Source organism: Aliibacillus thermotolerans, from assembly GCF_027853235.1.
Classification (GTDB): domain Bacteria; phylum Bacillota; class Bacilli; order Bacillales; family Marinococcaceae; genus Aliibacillus; species Aliibacillus thermotolerans.
This window is the reverse complement of sequence record NZ_WKJG01000026.1, coordinates 14,850-27,974: the sequence shown is the minus strand read 5'-3', so window position 1 is coordinate 27,974 and position 13,125 is coordinate 14,850. Positions and strand designations below refer to the sequence as shown.

Genomic DNA, 13,125 nt, shown 5'->3' with positions numbered 1-13,125 from the left:
CCTACCTTTACAACAATTTTATACGTGAATTTTTTCCATTGGCTTCTTTGGATAGTTTTTAAGATTTAAAGCACGATTAATTGCATTCACATACGCTTTTCCAGAAGCTTCAAGCACATCGTTTGCCGTGCCGCGTCCGGAAACTTGTTCTCCTTTATGTTCAATTTGAACATAGACTTCCGCTAGTGCATCCCGACCTCCCGTCGTAGATTGAATGCGGTAATCATTGAGTCTTACTTCTCCATCAATCATTCGCTCAATCGTGTTGTAAAGTGCTTCCACACTTCCTGAACCAGTGGCTGCTTCTTGGATTGTTTCATTCTCCGGATTTTTCAACGTTACCGTCGCAGTTGTCACGTTGTTTGTTCCGTAAGTTACTTGAATCGTTTCTAATTCATAATATTTCACTTCGTCTCCTGCTTTTTGTTCCGACATTAACGCGAAAATATCTTCATCGGTAATTTCTCTTTTCTTATCAGCGAGGTCTTTAAACGCTTTGAACGCTTTGTTTAGTTGTTCATCCGTTGCTTTATAACCGAGGGATTCAATTTTTTCTTTAAACGCATGGCGGCCAGAAAGTTTTCCAAGGACCAATCGGTTCGAGCTTACTCCTACTAAGTCCGGGGTAATAATTTCATACGTGGACGTTTCTTTTAAGACACCATCTTGGTGAATACCTGATTCGTGTGCAAACGCATTATCTCCCACAACGGCTTTGTTGTTTGGCACCGGCATCCCAGTCAGTTTGCTGACAAGATTGCTTGTGCGTTTGATTTCATTTAACTGAAGACCTGTCTCTGCTTGGTAAAAATCGTTTCGAATTCGAAGCGCAACCGCAATTTCTTCTAAGGAAGCATTTCCTGCTCTTTCACCAATTCCGTTAATCGTTCCTTCTACTTGGTCCGCTCCTGCTTCAATTGCAGCGAGGGAGTTGGCGACAGCCATCCCTAAGTCGTCGTGACAGTGGGTGGAAAGAATTGCTTTGTCAATGTTCGGAACATTTTCTTTAATGTAACGGAAGCGATGGCGAATTTCTTCTTGCGTAATGTAACCGACTGTATCCGGAAGGTTAATGACTTCCGCTCCAGCATCGATGACTTTTTCAATGAGACGGACTAAAAAGTCTAAGTCCGAGCGACACGCGTCTTCTGCTGACCATTGCACATGTGGAAACATTGTTTTTGCATATTTTACGGATTCCACCGCGTTTTCCATGACTTCTTCTTCTGTCATCCGCAACTTGTGTTTCATATGAATGGGAGAAGTTGCAATGAACACGTGAAGTCTCGGTTCTACTCCCCCTTTTAACGCGTCCCATGCCGCATCGATTTCTTTTTTCACCGAACGAGCAAGCCCTGTCACCGAACTTTCTTTAATGGTATCCGCAATCGTTTTGACAGCTCGAAAGTCTCCTTCAGAAGAAGCCGGGAAGCCGGCCTCGATGATATCAACACCGAGGCGTTCCAGCTGAGTGGCAATTTGTAATTTCTCTTCAAAGTTCAAATTCACTCCAGGGGTTTGCTCTCCATCGCGAAGCGTCGTGTCAAAAACTTGGATTTTTCGCACAACTACCACTCCTTTAAATTATTTCTTCCCTTTCACAAACGGCATCATTTCACGAAGTTCCTTACCAACTTTTTCAATCAAGTGTTCGTTTTCACGGGCGTTTGTCGCGTTAAACTCCGGACGGTTCGCTTGGTTTTCAAGGATCCATCCTTTGGCGAAACGACCCGTTTGAATATCCTCTAAAATGTCACGCATTGTTTCTTTCGTTTGTTCTGTAATGATTCGTGGTCCGGCTTGGAAATCTCCCCATTGGGCTGTGTCAGAAATGGAGTAACGCATTCCCGCAAGGCCGCCTTCGTACATTAAGTCAACGATTAGTTTTAATTCATGTAAACATTCGAAATAAGCAACTTCCGGTTGATAACCGGCTTCTACAAGCGTTTCAAATCCTGCTTTCACAAGCGCAGTCGTTCCACCGCAAAGGACTGCTTGCTCTCCAAAGAGGTCTGTTTCTGTTTCTTCTTTAAACGTCGTCTCAAGTACCCCTGCACGAGCTGCACCGATTTGTTTTGCGTATGCAAGGGCCGTATCTTTTGCGTTTCCGCTCGCGTCTTGATAGACCGCAAAGAGCGCTGGTACCCCTGCTCCTTCCGTGTACGTACGGCGAACGATGTGACCTGGTCCTTTTGGAGCAACCATAATGACGTCGACGTTTTCCGGAGGAACGATTTGGTTAAAGTGAATGTTAAATCCATGGGCAAATACGAGCGTTTTTCCTTCTGTTAATTCTGGTTCAATTTCATTTTTATACGTAGTTGGTTGATGCTCATCTGGTGTTAAGATCATGATGATGTCCGCTTTTGACGCAGCTTCTTGTACTTTGTAAACTTCAAAGCCATCCTCTTCTGCTTGCGTCCAAGATTTTCCTTGACGAAGTCCCATGATGACATTGACACCGCTATCCCGTAAGTTCTGTGCATGAGCGTGCCCTTGAGAACCATATCCTACGATTGCTACTGTTTTCCCTTCTAAAAGTCCTTCATTGATATCTCCGTTATAATATACTTTTGCCATGTTTCATTCTCTCCTTTAATATTTTCTCATGTGTTTTTATTGTAAAGAAGGAAGAGTACGTGTATTTCTTCCTCTTGTTCAAATAGTTCAACAAATTAGCTAATAATGGAGTACTTTGGAGAATCTAATACGCTTTTTTTCGTGCCACGTTTGAAGGCAGTGACCCCGGTGCGGGCCATTTCTTTAATGCCATAAGGTTTTAATAAATCAATCATTGCTTCTATTTTCTGTTGATCACCAGTCACCTGAATGGTCACGCTTTCCCGCCCCACGTCTACAATGGAGGCACGGAACGGCTCTACTAACGTAGAAATCTCTCCGCGTGTTTCAGGAGTAGCGACGACTTTAATTAACGCTAGCTCTCTAGCAATAATCGCTTCATCGGTAATGTCGCGAACTTTTAAAACATCTACTTGTTTATTTAATTGTTTAATTACTTGGTCCAACCCGCGTTCGTCATCAACGTTGACGACAAACGTCATGCGAGAAATGGACGGGTTTTCCGTCAATCCGACGGTAATGCTTTCAATATTAAAGTTTCGACGGGCAAATAACCCTGTAATGCGGTTCATGACTCCAGATGTATTATGCACTGTCGCTATAATCGTTCGCTTCATGGTTTTATTCCCTCCATTTCGTGATGTCCTTTTCCAGGAGCAATCATCGGATAGACGTTTTCTTCTTTTGCCACGCGACAGTCTAAAAGAACCGGACCATCATAGGCAAGCGCTTCTTGCAAGACTTCTCTCACTTTTTTGGGATCGTCTACTTTCCATCCTTGAATGTTATATGCTTCCGCCATTTTCACGAAGTCTGGCTGGATTGGAAAGATAGAATGAGAGTACCGCTCATCATAAAATAGTTCTTGCCACTGTCGCACCATGCCAAGGGAGGAGTTGTTGACGATGATGATTTTCACCGGAATATTCAATTCTTGCAAAATAGACATTTCTTGTGCGGTCATTTGGAAGCCGGCGTCTCCTAAAATAGAGACAACCGGTTTGTCCGGTTCAGCAAATTGGGCACCAATTGCAGCCGGGAAGCCGAAACCCATCGTTCCAAGGCCACCGGATGTTGCCCAATGGTTTGGCTTATCAAACTTATAATATTGCGCCGCCCACATTTGATGTTGACCGACATCCGTTGTCACCACTGCTTCTCCATTCGTTTCTTCGTAAATGATTTCCATTAATTGTTGTGGCTTGATGACTTCATCGTCTTTTTCATACCAAAGTGGATATTCTTTTTTCCATTCATATAGTTGTTCTTTCCATTCCGTACATTCAGATGGTTTGCCATTTTCAGCAATCAACATTTTCAACGCTTCTTTCGCATCGCCAACGACCGGGATGTGCGTTTCTACATTTTTTCCGATTTCAGCCGGGTCGATGTCGATATGAGCAACTTTTGCATGCGGTGCAAAGTCACTAAGCGCTCCAGTTAAACGGTCATCAAAGCGAGCACCGATATTGATGAGCAAGTCACAATGATGAAGCGCCATGTTCGCGGTATACTCCCCATGCATTCCTGCCATTCCAATGGCTAATGGATGACTTGCAGGGAAAGAGCCTAATCCGAGGAGCGTATTCACAACCGGGATTTGTTGTTGTTCTACATATGCAAGCAATTCGTCCGAACCTTTTGCATGTAATACTCCCGCTCCTGCTAAAATGACCGGTTTTTTCGCTTTCGTTACCGCCTCTCTGACTTTTCTAATTTGTAATTTATTTGGAGTGTAAGTCGGTTGATATCCCGGTAAATCTACCGGTTGGTCGTACGTAAAGATTCCCGTTGCTTCTGAAACGTCTTTCGGGAGATCAATCACAACCGGTCCCGGACGACCTGTAGTTGCAATATGGAATGCTTCTTTAATAATTCTCGGTAAATCTTCAATATCACGTACTTGATAATTATGTTTTGTAATTGGCATCGTAATACCAACGATATCTGCTTCTTGAAAAGCATCTGTTCCGATGACTTTCGTTGCCACTTGACCGGTAATCACAATGAGCGGCAAGGAGTCAATCATCGCATCGGCAATTCCCGTAATAACATTCGTTGCCCCCGGTCCGGATGTCACGACACAAACGCCCGGTTTGCCGGATACGCGTGCATATCCTTCTGCTGCGTGAATCGCTCCTTGTTCATGGCGGGCAAGAATATGACGAATGCCACTGCGATAAATTTCATCATATGTTGGTAAAATAGCTCCACCCGGATAACCGAAAATGATATCAACATTTTCACGGGCCAGAGCTTGAATGAGCATACTTGATCCCGTCATTTCTTGATTTTCTTTTTTCAATTCGCGTCCACTGTCTTCTTGCAATTTCGTACTCATCTTTTGCTCCTCCTTGCTTCATAGTACACCTATTATCCAATGACAAAGCAACACGACAATAATCTGGATGATATGAAACGGTGGCTCACTCTTTTTTAAAAAGTTAAGAATCCTTTGAGAAAGTTTCTTTATATAATAAAAAAATCTTTCCACCCAAATCGACCAATATTGGTCGAAGGGGTGAAAAGATGACTTTCCACGGTACCACCCTTCTTCACGGCTACCTTTCAGCAATCGCCGTCTCAACGACAGGAAGGGATCCTGTCTTGATTTGATAACGGGTGAAGCGTGGGCTACACCCGGCTTTTGCTACTCACTTTTCACAAAAGCACTCAGAGGTGAGTTCATTTTCGCCGGTTACACCGCTTCTCAGCATACCGCGGCTCTCTGTCGTAACACAAAACGAAAATTACTTGTCCTCGTCAACGCGTTTCTTTTAAATAATACTATAACAGAAAAAGAAATGTTTTGCATAACTTTTTTTAAAAATTTTATTATGTTTCTATTTCTTTTGCAAATGAGTCAATTTTGCCTGCTTGAACGACTTTTTCACGAAAGGCTTGTAACAGTCGTTTCTAACATCATGGACTTCGCCGAATTGTAAAGACGGAGAAGATGATCTTTTAATTTGTAAATGTTTCCGTCATAACAAGGAATTCCTTCAAAAACACCATCCCCATACAAAAAACCGTTGGTCATCACCGGAAATTTTTACATCTTCTTTCTTTACAAATTCATCGTTCAAATAAATCCATTGTTTGCCCATTCGGCATCATTCCTAGTGTATTTCACCAACTGCTTCGATGTCCTTTTGTCGTTATGCTCTATGACGTTTATCATACGCCTATTACGCTTTCCGGTCAACCTTTTTTCTTGAATTTTGAGACGATTTCGGGAAAAGTTTTAATGTATTCGTTTTCATGGATGAAATGAAGTAAAAACTTAACAAAAAATTTAGAAAAGAGGAATGAAACTAAAAACGCCCATCCCCTTCATTGGATTAGGCGTTTGTTCATTATTGACAAATCTCAAATGGCGTCCCAGGAGAGATTCGAACTCCCGACCGACGGCTTAGAAGGCCGTTGCTCTATCCAGCTGAGCTACTGGGACAAATCACTTCGCTTGCGACATTTACAATAATATTATATCCCTCCTAGAAAGTCAAGGTAGTTTTTCTGGTAATGCACTAGTTTTTTCATAAAGAAAAAGACTCTCTCATATCCGTAAGCTCTCTGCCACTGTCTCGTTCAAAAAATTGTACGGTGACTTCCTCTCCCGTTGCGTGGACGAGCGCATAACTTCGCTCAGAGCGACTCCGCGGAATAAGAAGGCTTCCCGGGTTGACGTAGACGATTCCATTTTGCTGAAAAGCAACCGGCACATGGCTATGCCCAAAGAAAACGAGATGAACCCCTTTTTCTTCGCCGCGATAAGTGATCGGAACGTAAGACATTTTAACATTATAGTTGTGGCCATGTGTCATATAAATCCGCACACCTTCCACTTCTTCTACAATTTCTTCAGGAAAAGCATTTTTTAAATCACAGTTACCTAAGACGACATACATTTCTTCCAATACAGGAGAAGAGGAAGGAAGTTCAGAATCCCCGCAATGAAAAATAGCGTCTACCTCTTCACGATGGCGAGCGCATACTTCCGCCACTTCCTCCGTAGTTCCGTGCGTATCGCTTAAAACTAGTGCTTTCACTCGAATCACTCCTTTTCTATTGCCTGAAAATGTCCGTCCACTTGCGACGTAACTTTTCTAACGCGTGATGACGGTGACTAATGGCATTTTTTTCTTCCGCACTGAGTTGCGCCATGGTCTTTCTTTTTTCCGGAATATAAAAAATTGGGTCATAACCAAACCCGTTGTTGCCTTGTTTAGATGTTGCGATCATCCCTTCACACGTTCCGTGAAATACATGGGTTTCCTCTAATGTTGCTACGGCAATGACGCAAACGAAACGAGCGGTTCGGTTTTCTTCTTCTATCCCTTCCATTTCAGCTAACACTTTGTCCATATTTGCGTCATCATCTTTATCAACTCCCGCATACCGCGCAGAGTAAATTCCCGGGCGACCATTTAATGCGTCAATAACCAAACCTGAGTCATCGGCAATCACCGGACAATTCCACGCATCCCGCACTGTTTCTGCTTTTAATTTAGCGTTCTCTTCAAAACTACTACCCGTTTCGTCAATATCGTCAAACGGTTTGTCGAGAAGGGAAAGGACTTTCCAATCATCTCCAAACATCGCTTGAAATTCTTTTATTTTTCCTTTATTTTTCGTTGCAATCATAATTTCTTTCATTCGGATGACATTCCTTTTTCCTCATTTTCAGCGCGAAAATTTCCGTCTTCATCCATTACGTCTTGTAACACTTCTTTTTGAATGTCCATGATGTGACGAAGCCCTCTTTCTCCTAATGCGAGCAGATCGTTTAACTGCCCACGAGAAAAGGAGGCTTCTTCTCCCGTTCCTTGCAGTTCCACAAATTCACCTTTTCCAGTCATTACAATGTTCATATCCACTTTGGCAACGGCATCTTCAGCATAACATAAATCTAGGAGGGCGTTATCTTTTTCATCAATACCAACCGACACTGCCGCTAACAAATCAGTGACCGGGATCGTGTCAATTTTTTTATCCTCCTGATGTTTTTGAAGCGCTTGGACCATTGCTACAAAAGCCCCTGTAATCGCTGCTGTTCTCGTTCCTCCGTCCGCTTGAATCACATCACAGTCAATCCAAATGGTGCGTTCACCGATTTGGGAAAGATCAACGACGGAACGAAGGGAGCGCCCAATCATTCGTTGAATTTCCATCGTCCGTCCGGATAGTTTCCCCTTTGCCGCTTCTCGAATATTGCGTTGCTCTGTGGCCCGTGGAAGCATGGAATATTCCGCCGCAATCCAGCCTTTCCCTTTTCCACGCATAAACGGAGGCACTCGGTCTTCAATACTGGCAGTACAAATTACTTTCGTATCCCCCACGGTTATTAACACCGATCCTTCCGGATGTTTTAAAAAATGGGGATCAATCGTCACCGGACGTAGCTCATCGGCCTCTCTTCCATCTAGTCTTGTCATATGTAACCCTCCATTAGTCAATCTCTTCGATTTATTTATATATTATGTATAATTTTTTCGAGACAGAATAAGAGAAGGTAGCCTGTGCTACCTTCAGCGTCATTCATTATAACAGATTTTTTTCCAAATGCGAACGGGATGGTCATACATCAGAGTACGAACGCTTTCCTCAATATCAATTAAATTGTTAGTTTGGTGTATGAATGTGTATCATTTTGATATCATATAATTCATGAAGAGGCCTCTTTATAAATGTATTTGCTTGGTACGCATACATTTATGATAGAGTGCCTCTTCTTTTTTGGCTAGAATTTTGAGAACTATTTTACACATACGAGCGACTCCCTCTTATCAAAATTTCTATGATAAGAAGATGCGACTCCAATCCACCATCGTTGCCCCCTCCATCATCCATGAAGAGCGCTATCACGCATCGAGTAGGCATTCCGAGAAAACATTACTGCTATTCCATTTGGACGGCAATTGCAAACATTATTTCACCATTTCTTCTTCGTCTACTTCATGATCTTGTTCCTCAGCACTTTCTGCATCTTCTAAACTTCCACTCGAGACGGAAATTACATCTTCTAATCCATCTACTTTAATATCTACTTGTTCAATGCCTTCAATTGCCGTGGCAGAACGTGAAATGACTTGTAACGCTTCTTCCGAGATGGCTGTGCCGTCTTTTTCTGTTAAAATTGCATCGTTGAAAGAAAGAGAAGCAGTTTCTTCGTCGCTAATGGTTGATTCTTCTACCTTAATCCCTTCGTTGAAAATATGCTCAAACGAACTGTCCACTGCCGGTCCTTTTAACAATTCTTCCATTGTTTTTGCCAATTGGTCTTCTTTATCTTCTACCACTACTCTCCGGGTGACCGGCACATAATACGGTTCCCCATCAATATGAGACAAGAAATATACCGTCACACTATTGCTTGCAGTCATATCAGTGACATCTCCACTTTCCAAATTAATGCCGTTTTCTCTACTATATGATTTCCCAATCGGCGTTTCTTCTAACGGCATCACTTCTTGTTCGTGACCGTTCATTCTTATTTGCACATTGTCCACATTGTCAAATTGAGTGAGTGTCCATGTGATTGCTTGTAAAATAGACTGTTCATATTTCGGGTCGTATTCTTTAAATTCCGGAGAAAAATCAGCAATCGCCGTTCCATCTTCTGTCAAATGGACATCCACTTCCGTTCCCGGCGGCAATACCGGTTGTAAGCCGTTCGGTAAAAAAGGGGTGATTGGACCGTCCTTCACTAAGTATTCAAGTGTTTGTTTAAGCGCTCCTTCTTCCCGTGGCAACGCTAATTTAAAAGGGACAACCACCCCTTCTTCATCCAACAAATAAAGCTCTCTTTCCACACCTTCTGCTACAGCCTCATCCTGCTCCCCCTCTTCACTTTCTTGAGATTCTTCTTCAGAAAATGATTCCCATTCTATCTCTTCCACCATATCACTTGGTGGAGCGTCCATTTTCTCCGTGGTACACCCTATCAGGATAAAAGGGGTCACAATAAAAGCCGTCCCTTTCAATATCGTTTTTAACATCGTCTCTTCCCTCCCAGAAACAGTTTGTACTTTCATTTATACGAGCCTGGGAGAGAAATAGACCTTGAATTCTTTATTTTATTCCACAACTTTAATAGGTCGTAGCGAAATATTTTTCACATTCTGTACTTTTTGGTCCAACCACCTATTGGCAATCATTTGAAATCGATGGGGGGAGCCGGTCGTGAAAAATATATGTTCTGGATTCGTTTCTTCTTTTTGTAACAGTCCTTGATAATGTAAAATCGTACTCACTTCTCGCGCGGTTTCATCTCCGGAAGAAATGATGGAAATATGTTCCCCTACTACTTTTTGGATAGTCTCTTGTAACAAAGGATAGTGAGTACAACCTAAAATCAGCGTGTCAAAAGATTTTTCCAAGAGAGGAGCAAGGGTTTCTTGGACAACCATCTCCGCTTCCGCTTCCTCATATTTGCCACTTTCAACGAGCGGTACGAACGGAGGACAGGCCAATGTTTCTACTTTTACATGTTCGTTGATCGTTTTTAATGCTTTTACGTATGCACCGCTATGAATCGTGCCAACTGTACCAATCACCGCAATGGAGTCGGTTTTCGTTGTTTTTAAAGCAGTGATCGCTCCCGGTTGAATGACACCGATGACCGGAATCGACAAGGTTTCTCTTACTTCTTCCAATACAACCGCTGTCGCAGTGTTACATGCAATCACGAGCATTTTAATGTTTTCATGCAAAAGCCAATCGATCATTTCCCATGTGAAAGTTCTCACTTCTTCTTTCGGTCGTGGTCCATAAGGACAACGAGCTGTATCCCCAATATATATCATTTTTTCCTTTGGTAATTGTCGTGCAATTTCACGTGCAACTGTTAATCCACCTACACCTGAGTCAATTATTCCAATTGGTCTTTCCACGGTGCTTCCCTCAATTTCTTCATGTAATGTTGTCTTATATATTTTCTCTCTTTTGGTATGTATTTTCAATGTTTAATCCGACGATTCGTTTCTTTATCCTATGTATGGGAAAAACTCTAAGTGATTTTTATATAAAACTGGGCAGGGACATACGAGTCACCGGAAGCGTATGTTTCACCATCTCTGTTCCTTTCACGAAAAAGTAAGAAACGTAAATGACTTCAAATGTCTCTAGTTTTCTCGTCTGAAAGTTATACTGAAAAATTCCGTTGTAAAACGCCATGAGACCATTCGGTGGGAGTTTGATGCGAAATATAGTCGTATGGACCTTTTATGCGTAGTCGTATGGACCTTTTATGCGACACTTCATTGCATCATTTTCGTAATAATTGGTCGTATGAAACTTGATTGTTTTCATCCTAATTTCTTCCATTAACGGCTTTCATACGACGATTCACTCGCTGTTTGACAAAATGAAGCGTCGTATGAAACGTTCATGGGACGATTTATCTTCTTTTTTAACGCGTCATTCGTCACATGGCAGAAAAGCAGTTCAAAACACCTAATTATTCCAATTTCAACCCTTTTGCGACCACTCCTGATCAGTTTGTACGAAAAAAGTGTCGCACGACCAGTTCATACGACATTTTTTCCTCTATGGGATAAATAATTGATCTCATAACTAAAAAAAGACTCACCAAGTTTTGGTGAGCCCTCTCTTTTCATTACTGGAGTTTTGTTCCTATCTCGTTTCATCTATACTTATGCTTTCTTTTGTTCTCGTTGTCTTAATTCCACACGGCGGATTTTCCCAGATGTTGTTTTTGGAAGATCATGAACAAATTCAATTTGACGCGGATATTTGTAAGGGGCTGTGAGTTCTTTTGTATGGTCTTGCAACTCTTTAATTAATGCTTCCTTCTCTCTTTGATCACTTGGTGCATCTTCTCGCAATACGACGAAAGCTTTTACGATACTACCGCGAATTTCGTCTGGTGAAGCAACGACTGCGCACTCTTTCACTGCTGGGTGCTTTACAAGTGCATCTTCTACTTCAAATGGTCCAATTGTATATCCGGAGCTAATAATGATGTCATCACTTCGACCTTCAAACCAGAAATAGCCATCTTCGTCTTTTGATGCTTGGTCTCCTGTAATATACCAGTCTCCTCGGTAAGAAGCTTGTGTCCGTTCCGGGTCTTGATAGTACTCTTTAAATAATGCCGGTGCATCTTTGTGCACGGCAATATCTCCTACTTCGCCGACCGGTACAGGGTTCCCGTCTTCATCAATAATTTCCACCTTATTTCCCGGTGTTGGTTTCCCCATGGAACCTGGTTTAATTTCCATTCCTTCTAACGTACCAACGAGCAACGTATTTTCTGTCTGTCCGTAACCGTCGCGCACATTGATGTCAAAAGCATTTTTAAACGCTTCAATGACCGGACGGTTGAGTGGTTCCCCGGCGGAAACAGCACTACGAAGTTTTGATAAATTGTAAGATTGTAAATTGTCTACTTTTACCATGAGACGGTATTCAGTCGGAGTACAACATAGCACTTCAATTTCTTCTTTTTCCAACAGTTCTAAGTATTTATTCGGTTCAAATGCTCCGTGATATACAAAAGCAGTGGCTCCTAACGTAATCGTAGAAAGAAATGGACTCCACAACCATTTTTGCCACCCTGGTGCGGCAGTGGCCCATACGAGATCGCCTTCTTTTACGCTAAGCCAGTTTTTCGCAGCCGTTCTGACGTGAGCGTATCCCCAAGCGTGCGTATGAACGACTCCTTTTGGGTTTCCTGTCGTTCCGGATGTATACGAAAGAAATGCCATGTCATCTCGCTTGGTCGGCTCCCCATCGTAGTCTTTACTTTCACTTTTTGCTAATTCCTCTAAAGAAACCCATCCTTCTTCCGTACCACCGATAATAAATTTCCGTTCTAACGCAGGGAGTTTTTCAGTAATTGCATTCACTTCACTCGTTGTTTGAGAGAAAGATATGACTCCTTTTGCTTGCGAATGTTCCATGCGATACGTTAAGTCTTTTTTACGAAGCATTTCAGAGCAAGGAATTGCTACAAGTCCAGCTTTCAAGCAGGCAAGATACGTAATGTACGCTTCCGGAAGACGTGGAATAATGATTAACACACGGTCCCCTTTTTCCAAGCCAGATCGTTTCAATGCTTGCGCGTATTGATTCACTTGTTCCACGAGTTCCTTATAAGAAAGAGAACGTCGATTGCCGTCTGCATTCACCCAACGAATTGCTTCCCTTTGTGCATCGTCTTGGTACTTATCCAATTCCTTGGCAATATTATAATCCTCTGGTGCAATCAGTTCTTTAAGATCCATCACACATTCCCCCTCTAATTTGATTTCATCATCGCGTCTGCTGAATCAAGAAAAGACGAAAAATTCAAACAATAGTTAAAACAATCTTCTAATAAAATTTTACCATAGATAAGCGGCAGTCACACTGCCAAATTGAAGAAATAAGTAAAAAAAGATGATTATGTAAAAGTTGCGTTATTTGGCAATTGAGCGCTCGTTCAATTTTTGTCCCTACATGATCGACATCCCTCCTTTGGCATTTCCATTGTAAACGTTTTCAGCAAAAAATGCAAGGACCTTTTTCTATTCGTACTGTCAT

General features: G+C 42.2%; 10 protein-coding genes, 1 tRNA gene, 1 pseudogene and 1 other annotated feature. All 12 genes and pseudogenes read right to left on the bottom strand.

All coding sequences use genetic code 11. From position 1 onward, the window contains the following. Nucleotides 1–18: 18 nt before the first annotated feature. The 12 genes and pseudogenes from GJS40_RS02780 to mbcS all read right to left on the bottom strand — a co-directional run bounded on the left by GJS40_RS02780 (nucleotide 19) and on the right by mbcS (nucleotide 12,827). The gene (locus tag GJS40_RS02780) at nucleotides 19–1,566 is read right to left on the bottom strand and encodes a 2-isopropylmalate synthase (RefSeq protein WP_270895976.1); all 1,548 of its coding nucleotides are present in this window, start codon (nucleotides 1,564–1,566) and stop codon (nucleotides 19–21) included. An 18-nt stretch (nucleotides 1,567–1,584) separates the two neighbouring features. Beyond that, nucleotides 1,585–2,580 carry a ketol-acid reductoisomerase gene (ilvC, locus tag GJS40_RS02775; protein ID WP_270895975.1) on the bottom strand — a complete coding sequence of 332 codons (996 nt, stop codon included), beginning with the start codon at nucleotides 2,578–2,580 and terminating at the stop codon, nucleotides 1,585–1,587. A 95-nt stretch (nucleotides 2,581–2,675) separates the two neighbouring features. After that, the gene (gene ilvN / locus GJS40_RS02770) at nucleotides 2,676–3,197 is read right to left on the bottom strand and encodes an acetolactate synthase small subunit (protein WP_270895974.1); all 522 of its coding nucleotides are present in this window, start codon (nucleotides 3,195–3,197) and stop codon (nucleotides 2,676–2,678) included. Beyond that, a complete protein-coding gene (gene ilvB / locus GJS40_RS02765; RefSeq protein ID WP_270895972.1) occupies nucleotides 3,194–4,921 on the bottom strand; it encodes an acetolactate synthase large subunit in 1,728 nt (575 codons plus the stop codon). Before ilvB ends, ilvN begins: the two co-directional genes overlap by 4 nt. A gap of 173 nt (nucleotides 4,922–5,094) precedes the next feature. Next, nucleotides 5,095–5,356 (bottom strand) — a binding site (T-box leader). Nucleotides 5,357–5,494: 138 nt separating this feature from the next. Beyond that, nucleotides 5,495–5,687 (bottom strand): annotated as a pseudogene (locus tag GJS40_RS02760) (branched-chain amino acid aminotransferase); the annotation flags it as partial. 267 nt (nucleotides 5,688–5,954) lie between these two features. Next, nucleotides 5,955–6,031: transfer RNA gene (locus GJS40_RS02755), tRNA-Arg, on the bottom strand. A gap of 85 nt (nucleotides 6,032–6,116) precedes the next feature. Beyond that, entirely contained in the window at nucleotides 6,117–6,629 is a 513-nt protein-coding gene (locus GJS40_RS02750) for a metallophosphoesterase family protein (protein ID WP_270895970.1), read from the bottom strand. 16 nt (nucleotides 6,630–6,645) lie between these two features. After that, entirely contained in the window at nucleotides 6,646–7,236 is a 591-nt protein-coding gene (locus GJS40_RS02745; protein WP_270895968.1) for an XTP/dITP diphosphatase, read from the bottom strand. After that, nucleotides 7,233–8,015, bottom strand: coding sequence for a ribonuclease PH (rph, locus tag GJS40_RS02740; protein ID WP_270895966.1), 783 nt, complete (start codon nucleotides 8,013–8,015; stop codon nucleotides 7,233–7,235). The genes GJS40_RS02745 and rph overlap by 4 nt, the downstream gene beginning before the upstream one ends. Nucleotides 8,016–8,507: 492 nt before the next feature. After that, the gene (locus GJS40_RS02735) at nucleotides 8,508–9,578 is read right to left on the bottom strand and encodes a GerMN domain-containing protein (RefSeq protein ID WP_270895964.1); all 1,071 of its coding nucleotides are present in this window, start codon (nucleotides 9,576–9,578) and stop codon (nucleotides 8,508–8,510) included. A gap of 78 nt (nucleotides 9,579–9,656) precedes the next feature. Further along, nucleotides 9,657–10,472, bottom strand: coding sequence for a glutamate racemase (gene racE / locus GJS40_RS02730; RefSeq protein WP_270895963.1), 816 nt, complete (start codon nucleotides 10,470–10,472; stop codon nucleotides 9,657–9,659). Between the two features lie 762 nt (nucleotides 10,473–11,234). After that, nucleotides 11,235–12,827 carry an acyl-CoA synthetase MbcS gene (mbcS, locus tag GJS40_RS02725; RefSeq protein ID WP_270895962.1) on the bottom strand — a complete coding sequence of 531 codons (1,593 nt, stop codon included), beginning with the start codon at nucleotides 12,825–12,827 and terminating at the stop codon, nucleotides 11,235–11,237. Nucleotides 12,828–13,125 lie beyond the last annotated feature (298 nt).